The organism is Alcaligenes sp. YSL9 (assembly GCF_030515105.1).
GTDB lineage: Bacteria > Pseudomonadota > Gammaproteobacteria > Burkholderiales > Burkholderiaceae_B > Alcaligenes > Alcaligenes phenolicus.
In genome coordinates, this window is sequence record NZ_JALXJU010000001.1 from 1,528,712 (window position 1) to 1,546,336 (window position 17,625).

Annotated in this window: 14 protein-coding genes; 2 read left to right on the top strand and 12 right to left on the bottom strand. The window is 56.3% G+C overall.

Going from position 1 to position 17,625, the window contains the following annotated elements; all coding sequences use genetic code 11:
- Positions 1-13 precede the first annotated feature (13 nt).
- The gene (ispF, locus tag M2Q46_RS07120) at positions 14-499 is read right to left on the bottom strand and encodes a 2-C-methyl-D-erythritol 2,4-cyclodiphosphate synthase (RefSeq protein ID WP_021446886.1); all 486 of its coding nucleotides are present in this window, start codon (positions 497-499) and stop codon (positions 14-16) included.
- A complete protein-coding gene (gene ispD, locus M2Q46_RS07125) occupies positions 496-1,197 on the bottom strand; it encodes a 2-C-methyl-D-erythritol 4-phosphate cytidylyltransferase (protein ID WP_302356946.1) in 702 nt (233 codons plus the stop codon). The genes ispF and ispD overlap by 4 nt, the downstream gene beginning before the upstream one ends.
- Positions 1,198-1,214: 17 nt before the next feature.
- Here ispD and mfd point away from each other — a divergent pair, with 17 nt between their 5' ends.
- Positions 1,215-4,706 carry a transcription-repair coupling factor gene (gene mfd, locus M2Q46_RS07130; protein ID WP_266107985.1) on the top strand — a complete coding sequence of 1,164 codons (3,492 nt, stop codon included), beginning with the start codon at positions 1,215-1,217 and terminating at the stop codon, positions 4,704-4,706.
- A 199-nt stretch (positions 4,707-4,905) separates the two neighbouring features.
- Here mfd and serB read toward each other — a convergent pair whose 3' ends face one another.
- Positions 4,906-5,757, bottom strand: coding sequence for a phosphoserine phosphatase SerB (serB, locus tag M2Q46_RS07135; RefSeq protein ID WP_009456669.1), 852 nt, complete (start codon positions 5,755-5,757; stop codon positions 4,906-4,908).
- A gap of 171 nt (positions 5,758-5,928) precedes the next feature.
- Here serB and M2Q46_RS07140 point away from each other — a divergent pair, with 171 nt between their 5' ends.
- On the top strand, positions 5,929-7,044 hold the full coding sequence (locus M2Q46_RS07140; RefSeq protein ID WP_254002112.1) for a nitronate monooxygenase family protein: 1,116 nt from the start codon (positions 5,929-5,931) through the stop codon (positions 7,042-7,044).
- Positions 7,045-7,176: 132 nt separating this feature from the next.
- Here M2Q46_RS07140 and M2Q46_RS07145 read toward each other — a convergent pair whose 3' ends face one another.
- The 9 genes from M2Q46_RS07145 to nuoG are packed head-to-tail and all read right to left on the bottom strand — an operon-like array spanning position 7,177 to position 17,614.
- Complete coding sequence (locus M2Q46_RS07145) at positions 7,177-7,710, bottom strand: DUF2818 family protein (protein ID WP_009456672.1); 534 nt, start codon at positions 7,708-7,710, stop codon at positions 7,177-7,179.
- 12 nt (positions 7,711-7,722) lie between these two features.
- On the bottom strand, positions 7,723-9,201 hold the full coding sequence (nuoN, locus tag M2Q46_RS07150; RefSeq protein WP_083053262.1) for an NADH-quinone oxidoreductase subunit NuoN: 1,479 nt from the start codon (positions 9,199-9,201) through the stop codon (positions 7,723-7,725).
- An 11-nt stretch (positions 9,202-9,212) separates the two neighbouring features.
- Positions 9,213-10,700 carry an NADH-quinone oxidoreductase subunit M gene (locus tag M2Q46_RS07155; RefSeq protein WP_302356947.1) on the bottom strand — a complete coding sequence of 496 codons (1,488 nt, stop codon included), beginning with the start codon at positions 10,698-10,700 and terminating at the stop codon, positions 9,213-9,215.
- Between the two features lie 12 nt (positions 10,701-10,712).
- Positions 10,713-12,716, bottom strand: coding sequence for an NADH-quinone oxidoreductase subunit L (gene nuoL / locus M2Q46_RS07160; RefSeq protein ID WP_060186471.1), 2,004 nt, complete (start codon positions 12,714-12,716; stop codon positions 10,713-10,715).
- A 15-nt stretch (positions 12,717-12,731) separates the two neighbouring features.
- Positions 12,732-13,040 (bottom strand): NADH-quinone oxidoreductase subunit NuoK, encoded by a 309-nt coding sequence (nuoK, locus tag M2Q46_RS07165; protein WP_026483136.1) that lies wholly within the window; start codon positions 13,038-13,040, stop codon positions 12,732-12,734.
- 2 nt (positions 13,041-13,042) lie between these two features.
- Positions 13,043-13,684 (bottom strand): NADH-quinone oxidoreductase subunit J, encoded by a 642-nt coding sequence (locus tag M2Q46_RS07170; protein WP_009456678.1) that lies wholly within the window; start codon positions 13,682-13,684, stop codon positions 13,043-13,045.
- 18 nt (positions 13,685-13,702) lie between these two features.
- Positions 13,703-14,191: an NADH-quinone oxidoreductase subunit NuoI gene (gene nuoI, locus M2Q46_RS07175; protein ID WP_003801051.1), complete on the bottom strand. Its 489-nt coding sequence runs from the start codon at positions 14,189-14,191 to the stop codon at positions 13,703-13,705.
- 17 nt (positions 14,192-14,208) lie between these two features.
- Positions 14,209-15,282: an NADH-quinone oxidoreductase subunit NuoH gene (gene nuoH, locus M2Q46_RS07180; protein ID WP_060186470.1), complete on the bottom strand. Its 1,074-nt coding sequence runs from the start codon at positions 15,280-15,282 to the stop codon at positions 14,209-14,211.
- Between the two features lies 1 nt (position 15,283).
- Positions 15,284-17,614 (bottom strand): NADH-quinone oxidoreductase subunit NuoG, encoded by a 2,331-nt coding sequence (gene nuoG / locus M2Q46_RS07185; protein WP_083053261.1) that lies wholly within the window; start codon positions 17,612-17,614, stop codon positions 15,284-15,286.
- Positions 17,615-17,625 lie beyond the last annotated feature (11 nt).

Here is a 17,625-nt window from a genome sequence, read left to right on the forward strand (position 1 = left end):
AGTCCCAAGCCGATCAAGCACGGTACAACAGGGCGACTGAGGTCACCGCAATCCCTTCCTGGCGTCCCACAAAACCAATCGCCTCGTTTGTTTTACCCTTAATGTTCACACTGCCGGGTTCCAATTGCAGATCGGCCTCGATATTGGCCACCATCGCCGGAGCATGTGGTGCGATCTTGGGTTTTTGCGCATGAATCGTGGCATCCACATTGCCTACCAACCAGCCCGCCGCGCGTACCTGCTCATAAGCATGACGCAGCAGCACTCGACTATCGGCACCCTTGTATTTTGGGTCCGTGTCCGGAAAGTGACGCCCAATATCTCCCAGACCCGCCGCCCCCAAAATCGCATCGGTAATGGCGTGCAGCAAGGCATCGGCATCCGAATGACCCATCAGGCCATGCGTATGCGGAATGGTGACGCCGCCCAGAATCAAAGGCCGGCCTTCGCACAGCACATGCACATCAAAACCTTGTCCTACGCGAATCGGCATGCTCATAACCATTTCTCCATCAATTCAAAATCTTCAGGCCAGGTGACTTTAAAATTCCGCGCCGAACCCAATATCAATAAGGGTTGGCTACCCGTCAACTCCATGGCGCTGGCCTCATCCGTCACCGCAAAACCCTGTTCTTTAGCCGCTAGCAGAGCCTCACGCAAAGTATGGGCAGGAAACAGCTGGGGAGTCTGCGCTAACCACAGTCCATCTCTATCCACTGTTTCCTGCACCGCAGCTGGCTCGGCGGGCGTTGCGCGCTTGACGGTATCAGGCACGGGTAAAGCCAGCAAGCCACCGCGTTGCGCCTGCAAGCAGGCATCAATCAGGCGCGCCAAAGCCTTCCTGGGCAAACCGGGACGAGCAGCGTCGTGAACCAGAGCCCAGGCTTGTTCGTCCTTATCCAGGCTCTGCAAGGTATTGAGCACCGTTTCTGCTCGCGTTTCTCCACCACAAGGCAGACAAATCGTGCGCGGCAAGCCTTCCAGTGCGGCGGCGGCCCAGGTATCACCGGGGGCCACGGCCACCCGCACCTGGCTGATGCGCTCATCAGCCAGCAAAGCCTGTACCGAGCGGCGCAACATGGGCTGCCCACCCAGCAAACGGTATTGCTTGGGCAAGCCTTGCGCCTTCGTGGCAGAATCCAGGGCGCGCGAGCCAATACCGGCGGCTGGAACAATTGCAATCAAGGTAGTCTTCATAGGTGGGTGATTTTATAATGACAATCCTGATGGAAACCGAAAAACAGCACTCCCTGTCCCTGCCCAGCACGCAAGATGTGCTGGCTGCCTTACGCCCCGGTCAACGCTACTCGCAGCCCATGCCCCCCGGCTCGGGTGATGCCTGCCTGATTGCCGACCTGGCCCGCCAACATAAAGCGCCTATTCTGGTGCTCTGCGCCGATCCCTTGACGGCCCAAAGGCTGGCCGAGGAGATCCTGTTGTTTGGCCCCGCCCTGCGCGTGCGCCAACTGCCGGACTGGGAAACACTGCCATACGACAGCTTCTCTCCGCACCAGGATCTGATCTCCGAGCGTTTGCGCACCTTGCATGCCCTGACCATGCACGAGGTCGATGTACTGACGGTCCCCGTCACCACCGCCTTGTATCGTCTGGCTCCGCCCTCCTTTCTGGCCGCCTACACCTTCTCATTCCGCCAGGGCGACGAGCTGGATGAGGCGCAACTGCGCGCCCAGTTGATGTTGGCCAACTACACCCATATGACACAGGTCAGCGCTCCAGGCGAATTCAGCATTCGCGGTGGCCTGATTGACCTGTTCCCTATGGGTTCAGTGCTGCCTTACCGTCTGGACCTGTTCGACAACGAAATTGAAAGCATACGCAGCTTTGATATCGACACCCAGCGCAGCCTGTATCCGGTCAAGGAAATCCAGCTGCTACCCGGCCGTGAATTCCCCATGGACGAAGAGGCGCGCACGCAATTCCGGGCTCGTTTCCGCGAGTTCTTTGAAGGCGATCCTTCACGTGCCCTGCCCTATAAAGATGTAGGCAACGGTATTGCCTTTGCCGGTATTGAATACTATCTGCCGCTGTTCTTTGAAGAAACGGCCACCTTGATGGACTATGTGCCCCAAGGTAGCCTGGTCATTACTCACGGGGATGCACAAAACGCGATTGGCCGCTTCCAGAGCGATACTCATAGCCGTTTTTCCTTCCTGAAGAACGACCGTGAACGCCCGATTCTGCCGCCAGAAAGCCTGTTTTTGTCAGACGAGCAGTTTTTCAATGACATCAAGCCTTTCAGCCGCCTGAGCCTGAGCGCCCAGGCTGACAACCAGCCTATAGCTCATCCCGATTTCGAGCCTTTGCCTGTGGTTGCTGTAAACCGACGCGACAAGGATCCATTGGCTCAACTGCGGCAAGAAGTGCTGGACCCGAAAAACCGGACCGTGCTGTGTGCGGATTCGGCAGGTCGTCGGGAAACGCTGCTGCAGATGCTGCGTGAACATGATCTGTCACCCGCAACAGACTGCCAGAGTCTGGCCGATTTCCTGGAGTCAGACGCGGCTTTTGCCCTGGTCGTCGCGCCTTTGTCACGTGGCTTTGCCTTGGTGCATGACAGCCTGAGCCTGCTGACTGAAAACGACCTTTACCCCACCCAGACTCGCACCCAAAGCAGCCGTCGCCGCAACGAGCGCAGCAGCGATGTGGAAGCCATGGTGCGGGACCTGTCCGAACTGCGTGAAGGCGACCCCGTCGTTCACGCCGAGCACGGGATTGGACGCTACTGCGGCCTGAAAGAAATGGACCTGGGCGAAGGCCCGGTCGAGTTCCTGCACCTGGAATACGCCAAAGGCAGCACTTTGTATGTGCCCGTAGCCCAGTTGCACGTGATTGCCCGTTACAGCGGTGCTGATCCCGAGCATGCACCTTTACACCAGCTCGGCTCCGGCCAATGGGATAAGGCCCGCCGCCGTGCTGCGAAACAAGCACGTGACAGCGCTGCGGAATTGCTGGCCCTGTACGCTCAGCGCGCCGCTCGTGAAGGCTTCAAGTTCAAGCTGCCGCTCAATGACTATCAAGCCTTCTCCGAAGGGTTTGGCTTTGAGGAAACACCGGACCAGGCTGCTGCCATTGAAGCCGTCGTGAACGACATGACGTCCGGCCAGCCTATGGACCGTCTGGTCTGCGGGGATGTGGGCTTTGGTAAAACCGAAGTCGCCCTGCGTGCCGCCTTTCTGGCCGTGGCCAATGGCAAACAGGTTGCCCTGTTGTGCCCAACCACTCTGCTGGCCGAGCAACATGCGCAGACCTTCTCGGACCGTTTTGCCGACTGGCCTATCCGTGTTGCCGAACTGTCCCGCTTCCGCTCGACCAAGGAAACGCAGGCCGCGATTGCGGGCCTGCGCGACGGCAGCGTCGATATTGTGATTGGTACGCACAAAATCCTGTCCTCGGATGTGCGTTTCAAACAACTGGGCCTGGTCATCATCGACGAGGAACATCGCTTTGGTGTGCGCCAGAAAGAGGCCTTGAAGCAGCTGCGTGCCGAAGTCGATATCCTGACCCTGACCGCTACACCTATTCCACGCACCTTGGGCATGTCCCTGGAAGGCATACGGGACTTTTCCGTCATTGCCACGGCACCGCAAAAACGTCTGGCGATCAAGACCTTCGTGCGTCGTGAAGATGGCAGCACCATACGCGAAGCGCTGCTGCGCGAATTGAAACGCGGTGGTCAGGTCTACTTCCTGCATAACGAAGTCGAGACCATTCACAACCGCCGTGCCCGTCTGGAAGAACTAGTGCCAGAAGCCAGTATTGCAGTGGCTCACGGCCAAATGCCGGAGCGCGAACTGGAAGCCGTCATGAAGGGCTTCTACCAGAAGCGCTACAACGTGCTGCTGTGTACCACGATTATTGAAACCGGCATTGACGTGCCCACGGCCAATACCATCGTCATCCACCGTGCGGATCGCCTGGGTCTGGCTCAGCTGCACCAATTGCGTGGACGAGTAGGACGCTCTCACCACCAGGCTTATGCCTATCTGCTGACCCCTGGCGAGGATGCCATCACCAGCAATGCGAAAAAGCGGCTGGAAGCCATTCAAGCCATGGAAGAACTGGGTGCAGGCTTTTTCCTGGCCATGCACGATCTGGAAATTCGGGGTGCCGGTGAAGTGCTGGGCGAATCCCAATCCGGCGACATTCAGGAAGTGGGCTATTCCATGTATGCGGATATGCTCAACACGGCCGTCAAAGCCCTGAAGGCCGGTGAAGAACCTGATCTGGACTCGCCCTTTGCCTTGCAGTGCGAAGTGAATCTGCATACTTCTGCGCTGCTGCCAGCCAACTACTGTCCGGATGTGAATGCCCGTCTGGGCCACTACAAAGCCCTGTCACACGCCCGTACCGAAGACGACCTGATCCATATCCATGAGGAGCTGATCGACCGCTACGGCCTGCTGCCAGAAGCCGGCGAGAACCTGCTAGCCGTGCATCGCTTGCGCATCAAGGCCGAGCCTCTGGGTATTGTGAAAATCGATGCCAGCGAAGCTCAAGCGACGATTCAGTTTTCCTCCAAGCCCAATGTGGACGCGGTCAGCATTATTGAACTGGTGCAAAAGAACAAGCAGGTACGCTTGGCTGGGCCGGACAAGCTCAAGGTTGAAATTACCAAAGGCGAGGAAATCAAGAACCGTATTCAAGCCGTGCGTAATGTCTTGAACAGCTTGCGCAAAGAGAAGTAAGCCTTAACAACAAGGCTAGGATATAAAAAAGAGCGCTGCCCAAGGACAGCGCTCTTTTATTTTTGACAGCCAAACTCCTGCCTTGTGCGTTTACGCTGGTGAGCTGGAAGGCCTATATACAGACCAACTCTTGGTAAGCCTTGAGTTTGGGGCGCCCACCTTCATTCTTTCGCCAGACTACGCTGACGATCCGCCGACATCAAACGTCCAGGCGGAACCAGTTCAACACGGCATCCAACGGAGAGTGATTCAAGGCAAAGCTGGCTTGCTCCTGCACCACCGGCTTGGCACGATAAGCCACCGAGTACTTGGCCTTGGACATCATGGGCAAGTCATTGGCCCCATCTCCAATCGCAATACACTGCTCTGGACCTGCACCCAGCTCAGCCGCCAGTTCCTGCAGGAAACGGGCTTTAGCCTGACCATCTACAATTGCGCCCAACACTTTACCGGTCAGCTTGCCGTCCACCACTTCCAAGGTATTGGAGTGGGCGTAGCTCAGACTGAAACGGTCTTTCATGCGCTCGGTGAAGAAGGTGAAGCCCCCCGACACCAGCAAAGTTTTCACCCCGTGGGCATGGGCCGTCGCAATCAAGCGGTCTGCACCCAGGTTAGGCTGCAAGCGCTCTTCATAGACGCGAGTCAGATCGCTGACGGGCACACCCTCCAGAAATGCGACACGGCGATTCAGACTTTCGGTGAAGTCCTTGATTTCGCCGCGCATGGCCGCTTCAGTAATTGTGGCAACCTGCTCCTTGCGGCCAGCCATATCAGCGATCTCGTCAATACACTCGATATTGATCAGCGTGGAATCCATGTCCATTGCCAGCACACGCATTTCTTTCAGGCGATCAATCTGCTCCAGAAAAGCAAAATCCATCGCGCCGGTCTTGCACAAGGCCTGCACCTCAGCGCGCTGCGTAGCATCTGCACCCAGCAGGCGCACGGCGGTAGGACCCAGCTCCTGGACTCCATCGGCCTGCACCACTGCCGCAATTTTTTCGATGATGGCGCTATCCAGGCGCGGCCCTTGAAGAATGAGATGAGACATCAGATCGTCCACAAAACAAGAAAATACAGCACAGTCACTGTGCCAAAAGACGATTATTGTAGCCTGCTGCAGCCCGGGCACGGCCCTACCAACAGGCGACAATGTCAGTTTTCAGCCTGAACTCATCCTGCTACGATAAAAGCTATCGCGAAATGACCGAGGACGCCCTCCATGTACATCTGGCCCAACAATACCTTGCTGGATCTGCTCCACATCGAACACCCCATCGTTCAAGCCCCTATGGCCGGCGCCCAAGACAGCGAACTGGCTATTGCCGTTGCTCGTGCTGGGGGCCTGGGCTCTTTGGCCTGCGCCATGCTCAGTCCGGAGCAGATTCGGGAACAAGTAGGCTTGTTCCGGCAAGCCGTATCGGCCCCTATCAATCTGAACTTCTTTTGTCATGAAGACCTGCGCCTGGAGCCTGAGGCTCTGCAAGAGTGGCGTCTGCGCCTGATGCCTTACTACCAGGAATACGGCCAGGACCCCAATCAGGAATTGCCCAAAGCGGCACGCGCGCCCTTCTCCAGTCAGCATGCAGAATTGGTCGAAGACCTGAAACCCGAAGTCGTCAGCTTCCACTTTGGCCTGCCCTCCCCCGAGCTGATCCAGCGTGTGAAAAAAGCCGGTGCCCTGGTCATGTCCAGCGCTACCACGACGGCTGAGGCGGTCTGGCTGCAAGAGCACGGCGCCGACATCATCATCGCCCAGGGTCTGGAAGCCGGTGGCCACCGTGGCATATTCCTGGACGATAAAGTGCATACACAAGTGGGCACCATGTCTTTGGTTCCCCAGATTGCCGATGCCGTCACTATTCCTGTGATTGCGGCCGGTGGTATTGCCGATGGACGCGGTATTGCTGCCGCCCTGGCCTTGGGCGCCAGCGCAGCTCAAATTGGCACGGCCTACCTGTTCTGCCCTGAATCCAAGATCACTCCACTGCATCGCGAAGCCCTGTCCAATAGTCGCTCGGACGGCACAGCCTTGACCAATCTGTTCTCCGGTCGCCCTGCCCGCAGTATCCGCACTCGTCTGATGGATGAAATCGGTCCTTTAAGTGCCAGCGCTCCGGTATTTCCCCATGCGGGTTCGGCTCTCAGCCCGCTGCGTATCGAAGCCGAAAAACAAGGCCGTACCGAATTCAGTTCTCTGTGGAGCGGACAAAGCGCTGCCTTGGGTCGTGCCCTGCCTGCCGAACAACTGACGCTGGTTCTCGCTCAAGAAGCTCAGGGCGTCTGCAAGCGTCTGGGCGTGGCGGGCGCTACCCATGCCCCCCTGGACAAACCTTGATCGATTCTGTGGGCTGCACACGCGGTATGCAGCCCCTCACATGCATCAAAGCCAGCCGCTGACGGCATGACACAGACATTCAGGACAAAAAAAACCTCGCAAGATTGCGAGGTTTTTTTCATGCATTCAGCACTATTCAAACTTGCCCTTGGGGTGGCGCATCAAATAGCGATACACAAAGCCGGGGTACGCCATCACCAAGAATAAAGCAAAGGTAATGGTGTAGAACACCCAAGTCTGCTTGAACGGGTTACCGATGCTGGCTTCAAAAGCAAAGCCGAACGCACCCATAATCCCGTAAAACGCACAGACTTCCAGAAGGCGAGAAAAAAAGCCTTTGGAAACTTTCTGATGGCGAGAGCGCCAGGCCGGGAAATAAAACATGGCTCCCACCAAAGCCAGACCCAAAAACAACTTGCCCAACATGACTGGCAAGGAGCTCAGGCCAGAGCTGGAGGCAATCACCGTGTAGATTCCCAAACCCAAAGCAGCCAGCACGGCCAGGTACACAAGGCCAACAATCAGTTGCAGCCAGGGCGAGAGACCTGAGCGCTCGCCCGGCATGGACCAAGGCAAAACCAGCAAGGGCTTTTCCACGAGAAACGGCAGGTTTGCCGTAATCACGGAAAGAACTATCAAGACCCAGATGGAAAGGCTTTGGTCCATAGTGCTACCTACTTAAAACTGCAAGGAAGACTGAATCACGCGGATGCAGGTGTCCATCAAGCCACCAGGCAACACACCCAGGCCGATAATCAGAACGCCGTTTACCAGCATGACCAGCTTGGTCAGCAAGCCCGTTGCCACAGGATGCTCCTCACCTTCAGGCTCGTCGAAGTAAACAACCTTCACGACACGCAGGTAGTAGAAAGCACCGATCAAGGACATGATCACGGCAAACACAGCCAGCCAGACATAGCCTGCACCCACCACAGCTTGCAGAACACTAAGCTTGGCAGCAAAGCCGGACAGCGGAGGAATACCAGCCAGGGAGAACATGGACAGCAGCCAGATCAAAGCCAGACCAGGGTTACGGCGGTTCAGGCCTTTCAGGTCGCTGATGTTTTCGCATTCAAAACCACGACGGCTCAGGATCAGGATCAGACCGAAAGTGCTCAGGGTGGTCAGAACGTAGATCACCACATAGAACAGCGAAGCACCGTAGGCTTGAGAGTGAGTCTCGCCATTGAACACGCCAGCCAGCAAGCCCAGGAAAATGAAACCCATGTGCGAGATGGTCGAATACGCAAGCATACGCTTGAGATTCTTTTGCATGATCGCGGTCAGGTTACCCAGAGCCAGCGACAGCACAGCCATGATCAGCAACATGGGCTGCCAGTCCACGGCAATACCGTGCAGAGCCTCAACCAGGAAGCGCATGGTTACGGCAAAAGCAGCCAGTTTAGGAGCAGCACCGATGATCAGGGTAACGGTAGTAGGAGCGCCTTGATAGACGTCCGGTGTCCACATATGGAAAGGAGCAGCCGTCAATTTGAAGGCCAGACCTGCCACAACAAACACCACACCGAAGACCAGAGCCAGACGCTCGGCTTGACCGTTAGCGATGACTTCAGCGATACGTGGGAATTCCAGATGGCCGGTAGCGCCAAAAATCATGGACATACCGTACAGCAAGATACCCGATGCCAACGCACCCAGAACGAAGTACTTCAACGCCGCTTCAATGGACTGACGGTGTTCACGACGCAGGGCAACCAGTGCGTACAGCGCAAAGGACATCAGCTCCACACCCAGATAAGCGGTCAACATGCTGTTGGCCGAAATCATGATCATCTGGCCCAGCAGAGCCATCAGAGTCAGAGTGTAGAGTTCACCACCGCGTTCCATCATATCGCGCTGTTCGGCGTACTCACGACCGTAGATCAGGGTAGCAGCCACGGCCACACACGAGAGCAGCTTCAGAAAGTGCGCCAACTCGTCTGCGACGAACAGGCCACCAAACGAGACACCGCTCACGCCCTTGGACCACTGCCAGGCTACGCTGGCCGCAACCACGGCAAGCGTCAACAGGCTCAGAACAAACGTCGAGTGGCGCTGTTTGTGTTTGCTGAAAGCATCAAAAATCAGCACACACGAAGCCAGAACCAGGAGCAGGATCTCGGGCAAAGCCAGAGAAAAGTTAAAGGTAGTATCCATAGTGATTCGGCCTACAGTTTCGAGATGGAGACGTGTTGCAGCAACGCTTCAACCGAAACGTGCATGACCTCGGTAAATGGCTTGGGATACACACCCATGCCCAGCACCGCAATCGCCATTACGCCAAGAACGAAGAACTCACGGCCACTCAGGTCGCTCATGCCGGCAACATTGTCGTTACCCACGGGGCCAAAGGCCACGCGCTTGAGCATCCACAGCGAGTAAGACGCACCTGTAATCAGCGCTGTTGCTGTCAACAGACCAATCCAGAAGTTGTATTCAACCGCGCCCATGATGACGGTGAACTCACCGATAAAGCCGCTGGTACCTGGCAAACCGCTGTTAGCCATGGAAAACAGTACAAAGAAGGTGACAAAGCGAGGCATCACTTTGACCACACCACCGTAATCGGCAATTTGACGGCTATGCAGGCGGTCGTACAACACACCAATACACAGGAACATGGCACCGGACACGAAACCGTGCGAGATCATTTGCATGATCGCGCCTTCCATACCCGTGGTGTTGAACACGAAAAAGCCCAGCGTGACAAAACCCATGTGAGCCACAGAGGAGTAAGCCACCAGCTTTTTCATATCGTCCTGAACGATGGCGACCAGACCAATGTAGATCACCGCGACCAGAGACAGGGCAATGATGATTCCGGCCAGACCTTGCGAAGCATCAGGAGCGATGGGCAGGGAAAAGCGCAGGAAACCGTAAGCACCCAGTTTCAACATGATGGCAGCCAGCACCACGGAACCACCAGTAGGTGCTTCCACGTGGGCATCCGGCAACCAGGTGTGGACAGGCCACATAGGCACCTTCACAGCAAAAGCCATGAACAGAGCAGCAAAGATCAGCACCTGAGTGGTGTAATCCAGCGGCACTTTATGCCAGGTCAGGATATCGAAAGTACCGCCGGACACATTCCACAAGTAGATGAATGCGATCAGGGTCAACAGCGAGCCGAGCAAGGTGTACAAGAAGAACTTGACCGATGCATACACGCGGTTCGGACCACCCCAGATACCGATGATCAAGTACATCGGGATCAGCGTGGCTTCAAAGAACACGTAGAACAGCAAGCCATCCAGAGCGGCAAACACGCCAACCATCAGACCCGACAGGATCAGGAAGGCACCCATGTATTGCGCCACGCGGTTCTTGATTACCTGCCAGCCCGCCAGCACCACGATCACCGTGATGAAAGCGGTCAGCAGAACAAACCACATGGAAATACCGTCCACGCCAAGGTGGTAATTCACCTTGAAGGCATCAATCCAGGGGGCCAGCTCGACAAACTGCATGTCGGCCGTACCGGAATTGAAGCCCGTGTACAGAGGAATAGTGACAACAAGACCGGCAATCGAACCCAGCAGAGCCAGCCAGCGGGTGAAGGTGGGACGATCATCACGCCCCAGAGCCAGCACCAACAGGCCAGCGACGATAGGTACGAAAATCGCCAGCGTTAACCAAGGAAGAGTAGAAGACGCCATATCGCTAGCCATTTACCGAACCGTCAGTACAAAAAAGGATAAGAGCGCCAGGATCCCGAGGATCATGGCAAAGGCGTAGTGATAGACATAGCCGGACTGGATATGACGGCTGATTGCAGCCACCCAGCCCACTACGCGTGCACTACCGTTGACCACCAGGCCGTCAATCAGACCGCGGTCAGCACCTTTCCAGAGGCCCGTACCCAGGCAGCGAACGCCACGAGACAGCACTTGCTCGTTGAACCAGTCAACGTAGTACTTGTTCTCCAGGATACGGTAGATAAAAGAGCAGTTCTTTTTGATAGCGGCAGGCAAAGCAGGATTAACCAGGTACATGTACCAGGCCACCACAGCACCAGCCACAACCAGCCAGAATGGCAGTGTGCCAAAACCGTGTACGGCGTAAGCCATCCAGTCGGTCCAGTGCTCGGCCAGCGTTGCCATTGCAGGGTGGTCAGGCAGAACCGTCACAATGCCTTCAAAGTAGCCACCGAACAGCAATGGATCAACGAACCAGATACCGGCGAAGATCGACGGAATGGCCAGCAGAACCAGAGGCAGCGTAACCACCCAAGGCGACTCGTGAGGATCGCCACCGTGAGCGTGATGGTCGTCGTGACCATGCGACTCGTCGTGCTTGACGTCACGGAAGCGCTCTTTGCCGTGGAATACCAGGAAGTACAGACGGAAGGAGTACAGCGAGGTGACAAACACACCGATCAGTGTGGCGTAGTAAGCGTAGGTCGAACCCCAGATACCGGCTTCGCCTGCGGCTTCGATGATGTGCTCTTTCGAGTAGAAACCCGAGAAGAACGGCGTACCCACCAGAGCCAGCGTACCGATCAGGAAAGTCAGCCAGGTAATAGGCATGTACTTGCGCAGACCACCCATATTGCGGATGTCCTGATCGTGGTGCATACCGATAATCACCGAACCAGCGCCCAGGAACAGCAAGGCTTTGAAGAAAGCGTGTGTCATCAGGTGGAACACAGCAGCCGAGTAAGCCGAAGCACCCAGAGCTACCGTCATGTAACCCAGCTGGGACAAGGTGGAGTAAGCCACAACGCGTTTGACGTCGTTCTGGATAATACCCAGCAAGCCCAGGAACAAGGCACCCGTTGCACCGATCACGATGATGAAGGACAGCGCGGTTGTCGACTGTTCAAACACAGGCGAGAAACGAGCCACCATGAAGATACCGGCCGTCACCATGGTCGCGGCGTGAATCAGCGCCGAGATAGGAGTAGGACCTTCCATGGAGTCAGGCAGCCAGCTGTGCAAAGGAACCTGAGCCGATTTACCCATGGCACCCACAAACAGGGCCAGAGCAGCAACGGTCAGCAATTGCCAGTCAGTACCGGGGAATGTCATGGTGCTCAGTTCCTGAACCTTGGCGAACACGTCGCTGTAGTTCATGGAGCCGGTGTAGGCGTAGAGCAAGCCAATACCCAGAGCAAAACCGAAGTCACCCACACGGTTGACCAGGAAGGCCTTCATGTTGGCAAAAATGGCAGTCTTGCGCTCGTACCAGAAACCGATCAGCAGGTAAGACACCAGACCCACCGCTTCCCAACCGAAGAACAGTTGCAGCATGTTGTTGGACATGACCAGCATCAGCATCGAGAAGGTAAACAGCGAGATGTAAGAGAAAAAGCGCTGGTAGCCCGGATCATCTTTCATGTAGCCAATGGTGTAGATATGCACCATCAGCGACACGGACGTCACCACCACCATCATCAGGGCAGTCAGCTTGTCGATCAGGAAACCGATATCCCACTGAATGCTGCCAATGGTGATCCAGGTGTAGACCGGACCGTTGAAGGTCTGGCCTTCCAGAACCTGCAACATGACCATGACCGAGCCGATAAAGGAAATCAGCACGCCCGCGATCGTAATCAGGTGAGCGCCTGTCTTGCCGATAAATCGACCCAGAAAGCCGGTACCGAACAAACCGGCTAGCGCCGAACCCACCAGGGGAGCAAGCGCAATCGTTAAGTAAAGATTTATGGAGTTCATTAGTGTGCTATCCCATCAACCCTTGAGCTGGTCGAGATCCTGGACATTGATCGAATTAAGGTTACGGAACAACAGAACCAGAATTGCAAGACCAATGGCCGCCTCGGCCGCAGCGACCGTCAGGACGAAAAAGACAAACACCTGACCTGCCTCGTTGCCCATCCAGGTGGAGAAGGCCACAAAGTTCATGTTGGCCGACAAAAGAATCAGCTCAACAGACATGAGCAAAATAATCAGGTTGCGACGGTTCAGGAAAAAGCCGAACAGGCCGATCGTGAACAGCACAGCGCCCAGGACCAAATAGTGCGCAAGCGTCAGCGTCATCATCATTTGTCTCCTGGCACGACAGCGTCAGCCGAACTGGACGCCGACGGCTTTTCGGTTTGAGAAGGAATGGAAACCATGCGCAGACGGTCTTGCGAACGAACCTTGACTTGTTCGCTGGAGACGGTGCGTTTGACACCTTCACGTTTACGCAGAGTCAGTGCAATGGCCGAGATCATGCCAACCAGCAGCACAATGCCACCGAGCAACACCGCCAGCACGTACTGGGAGTACATCAACTCGCCAATAACACGGGTGTTGTTGTAGTCCGCAGCCACCGCGGCAGCAGGTGCCGTTGTAAACCACAGCTTGGTCAGCACAAAGCCCATTTCCAGAACCATGATGGCGCCGATCAACAGCCCCATAGGCACGTGAGCCTTGAATTTCTTGGCAGCGGATTCCTGACGAACGTCCAGCATCATGATGACGAACAGGAACATCACCATCACGGCGCCCACATAGACCACCACCAGCAAGAGGCCCAGGAACTCGGCGCCCATCGTGATCCACATCATGGCGGCCGTGAAGAACACCAGAATCAAATGCAATACGGCTGTAACCGGATTCTTGGCAGCGATCACGCGATACGCGGCCACCACCATCACCAGCGCCAGCACATAAAACAGAACAGTAGTAAATAACATGAGTGTAGAGCTCCGGCCTTAGCGATAAGGTGCATCTGCGGCACGACGACGAGCGATCTCGTCTTCGTAGCGGTCACCGATAGCCAGCAGCATGTCCTTGGTGTAGTACAAATCGCCGCGTTTTTCACCGTGGTACTCGTGAATGTGCGTTTCCACGATCGAATCGACCGGGCAACTTTCTTCACAGAAACCACAGAAAATACACTTGGCCAGATCGATGTCATAACGCGTAGTACGGCGGGTACCGTCCTCGCGCTCTGCCGATTCGATCGAGATGGCCATGGCGGGACATACGGCCTCGCACAGTTTGCACGCGATGCAACGCTCTTCGCCGTTTTCGTAGCGACGCAAAGCGTGCAGACCGCGAAAACGTGGCGAAGCGGGCGTGGTTTCAACGGGATAACGCAGGGTTACCTTGCGCTTGAAGAAATACTTCCCCGTCAGGCGCATGCCTTTGAGCATCTCGGACAGCATCAGGCTGCCAAAGAAATCTTTGATTGCTTCCATAATCTTGCCCCTTAGCCTTAATGCCAGATGTTCCAGGGCGTCTGCATCCAGATCGCCACAATAACCAGCCAAACACCGGTCAGCGGGATAAATACTTTCCAGCCCAAACGCATGATCTGGTCATAGCGGTAACGTGGGAACGTTGCACGGAACCAGATGAACATGGAGACCACGACAAAGGTCTTCAGACCCAGCCACAGCCACCCCGGAATCCAGGTAAATGGAGCGAACTCAACAATGGGAGTCCAGCCACCCAAGAACATGATGGACGCCAGAGCCGACAGGAAAATCATGTTGGCGTATTCGCCCAAGAAGAACAGAGCGAAACCGGTACCGGAGTACTCCACCATAGGACCGGCCACAATCTCCGATTCGCCTTCCACCACGTCAAACGGGTGACGGTTGGTTTCAGCAACAGCGGAAATTACGTAGATCACAAACAGTGGCAGCAGTGGCAGCCAGTTCCAGGACAGGAAGTTCAAGCCCTTGTCCGCAAAGTAACCCTGAGTCTGACCAAGCACGATGCCCGACAGATTCAGCGTGCCGGAAACCAGCAACACGGTAATCAGCACGAAACCGATGGCCAGTTCGTAGGACAGCACCTGAGCGGCTGCACGCAGACCACCCAGCAAGGCGTACTTGGAGTTGGAAGCCCAACCGGCCACGATCACACCGTACACACCCAGCGAAGTAATCGCCAGAATGTACAGCAGACCGGCGTTAACGTCGGACAGAACCACATCGGGGCTGAAAGGAATCACAGCCCAGGCAGCCAGAGCAGGCATCAGCGTCACAACCGGAGCCAACAGGTACAGGACCTTGTTGGACTTCGCTGGAACGATCAGCTCTTTGGTCAGCAGTTTGAAAACGTCAGCGAAAGGCTGCAGCAAGCCACGGTAACCAACACGGGTTGGTCCCAGACGAACGTGCATGAAGCCGATCATCTTGCGCTCCCAGTAAGTCAGGTAGGCAACACACAGAATGACGGGCACAGCGATGGCAACAACCTTCAGCAGCGTCCACACCACATACCATGCGGTCGGACCCAGCAGGTCCGTGCCGTAGCTATTGATGGCAGAGAGAAATTCCATGTTATGCACGCTCCACTGTCAATTGACCGAATGCGCTACCCAAAGCGGCTGTTTCAGAAAAAGCGGTGGCAACACGCACCGAGTTCAATGCCACGGTGTCATCCAGCTGAGCTGGCAGGCTGACTTCGCCTTGTGAAGAACGAACCTTTACCAGATCGCCGTCAGCCAGACCCAGTTGGGCCAGCGTGGCAGCGGCCATGCGAGCCGTAGGTGCTGCCGAAGCAGGTGTTTCCTGCAAGGGAGCCGAACGGCGCACCAGCGCATCGCTACGGTAGATCGGCACATCAGCCACACGCTCCAGACCGCTTGCTGCAGGCAGAACGCTGGCAGCCAGATTGATCTGGTTGGACAGACGCGATTCCACACCGGCAGCCATGACAGAGTCACGAACCGATTCGGAGGTTTCATCGTCAAAACCATCCAGCTGGAACAGATTGCCCAGCACTCGCAGAACCTTCCAGGCCGGACGTGTATCGCCCACAGGAGCAGCAGCACCCTTGAAGCTTTGTACACGGCCTTCGGCGTTCACGAAGGTGCCGGAGGTTTCAGTGAAAGGAGACACAGGCAGCATCACATCGGCCCACTGCTCGGCAGCGGAACGATAGGAAGTCAGCGCGACCGAGAAGGTGGCGGACTTCAGTGTTTCTACTGCGCGTTCGCCCAGGTCGCTGTCCAGTGCTGGCTCAACATTCAGAACCAGGTAAGCACGCAGGGTTTGAGCCAGCATTTGCTCGGCAGTCAAACCGCCCTTGCCCGGTACGGCGTTAGCCAAGTAGCCACCCACGGTGTTACCACCGGCAGTCAGAAAGCCCAGCTTGGCACCGCTAGCCTGTGCAATCGCATTGGCGTTGGCAGCAATTACGCTAGCCTGATCCGAGTTGACAGCCATATTGCCCAGCAAGATAGCCACGCGTTCGCCGGAAACCAGGCTGTCAGCAATCTGCTGAGCTTCAGGAGAAACTTGCACGCCTTCCAGACCCGCAGGAACTGCGCTGTCTTTGGCTTTGGCAACGGCAACCAGCACTTGAGCCAGGGAGTTGGCCAACTGGCTGGGAGCCACCGTCATGCGGCCAGCAATCGCATTGAACAATGGATTATCGGCAGCCGAATCAATAAAGGAAACTTGAGCGCCACGTTTGACAGCCTGACGCAGACGCTGGGCCATCAAGGGGTGATCTTTACGCAGGAAGGAGCCCACGACCAGAACGCGATCGAGCTCGTTCAAGGCGGTCAGAGGCATACCCAACCAAGGCACACCGGCCAGAGCACCATCCAGACGGGCATCGGTCTGACGCAGACGGAAGTCCACGTTTTCGGTACCCAGAGCACGACCCAGACGAGCCAGCAAAGCCAGTTCTTCGGTCGTGGAGGTAGCCGAACCAATACAGCCCAGCTGATCTGCACCAAACTTCTCGCGCACGGCGTTCATGCCGGCAACGATGGTTTGCATGGCGTCGTTCCAGGAGGCTTCGCGCCACTGGCCGTCATCACCGCGCACCATGGGGCGAGTCAGACGATCTTCGGTGTACAGGCCTTCGTAGGAGAAACGGTCACGGTCGCTGATCCAGCACTCGTTGACTTCGTCGTTCTCGAAAGGAACAACACGCAGCACCTTGTCCATCTTGGCTTGCAGCACCAGGTTGGCACCCACGCTGTCGTGCGGGCTAACGCTGCGACGACGAGCCAATTCCCAGGTACGGGCATTGAAGCGGAAGGGTTTGGACAGCAAGGCACCCACGGGGCAAACGTCAATCATGTTGCCCGACAATTCAGACTCGACTGCGCGACCCACAAAGGTGGTGATTTCAGCGTGCTCGCCGCGGTTGAGCATACCAACCTCTTGAACGCCGGCGATTTCTTCGCCAGTACGCACACAGCGGGTGCAATGAATGCAACGCTGCATGGCTTCGGTCGAGATCAGTGGGCCCATGGATTTGGCGGCCACAACGCGCTTTTCTTCCTTGTAGCGCGACTCGGAGCCACCGTAACCCACGGCCAGATCCTGCAGCTGACACTCACCGCCCTGATCGCACACGGGGCAATCCAGGGGGTGGTTGATAAGCAGGAATTCCATGACGCTTTTTTGAGCGGCAATGGCTTTTTCCGAACGAGTACGCACAACCATGCCGTTGGTGACGGGAGTGGCGCAAGCAGGCAAAGGCTTGGGCGCTTTTTCCACGTCCACCAAACACATGCGGCAGTTGGCGGCAATACTCAGTTTTTTGTGATAACAGAAGTGCGGCACGTAGACCCCGGCGTCATGGGCAGCCTGAATGACCATGCTGCCTTCCGGGGCGTCAACTTTAATGCCATCGATGGTGAGTTCTACCATTACGTTGTCCT

Bases quoted from the DNA above. Each gene is read 5' to 3' on its own strand.
- M2Q46_RS07155 (WP_302356947.1), bottom strand. From the start codon at position 10,700: ATGGCGTCTTCTACTCTTCCTTGGTTAACGCTGGCGATTTTCGTACCT.
- nuoG (WP_083053261.1), bottom strand. From the start codon at position 17,614: ATGGTAGAACTCACCATCGATGGCATTAAAGTTGACGCCCCGGAAGGC.
- nuoK (WP_026483136.1), bottom strand. From the start codon at position 13,040: ATGACGCTGACGCTTGCGCACTATTTGGTCCTGGGCGCTGTGCTGTTC.
- nuoH (WP_060186470.1), bottom strand. From the start codon at position 15,282: ATGGAATTTCTCTCTGCCATCAATAGCTACGGCACGGACCTGCTGGGT.
- M2Q46_RS07140 (WP_254002112.1), top strand. From the start codon at position 5,929: ATGTACATCTGGCCCAACAATACCTTGCTGGATCTGCTCCACATCGAA.
- nuoN (WP_083053262.1), bottom strand. From the start codon at position 9,201: ATGGATACTACCTTTAACTTTTCTCTGGCTTTGCCCGAGATCCTGCTC.
- M2Q46_RS07170 (WP_009456678.1), bottom strand. From the start codon at position 13,684: ATGTTATTTACTACTGTTCTGTTTTATGTGCTGGCGCTGGTGATGGTG.
- mfd (WP_266107985.1), top strand. From the start codon at position 1,215: ATGACAATCCTGATGGAAACCGAAAAACAGCACTCCCTGTCCCTGCCC.
- nuoL (WP_060186471.1), bottom strand. From the start codon at position 12,716: ATGAACTCCATAAATCTTTACTTAACGATTGCGCTTGCTCCCCTGGTG.
- ispD (WP_302356946.1), bottom strand. From the start codon at position 1,197: ATGAAGACTACCTTGATTGCAATTGTTCCAGCCGCCGGTATTGGCTCG.
- serB (WP_009456669.1), bottom strand. From the start codon at position 5,757: ATGTCTCATCTCATTCTTCAAGGGCCGCGCCTGGATAGCGCCATCATC.
- ispF (WP_021446886.1), bottom strand. From the start codon at position 499: ATGAGCATGCCGATTCGCGTAGGACAAGGTTTTGATGTGCATGTGCTG.
- M2Q46_RS07145 (WP_009456672.1), bottom strand. From the start codon at position 7,710: ATGGACCAAAGCCTTTCCATCTGGGTCTTGATAGTTCTTTCCGTGATT.
- nuoI (WP_003801051.1), bottom strand. From the start codon at position 14,191: ATGGAAGCAATCAAAGATTTCTTTGGCAGCCTGATGCTGTCCGAGATG.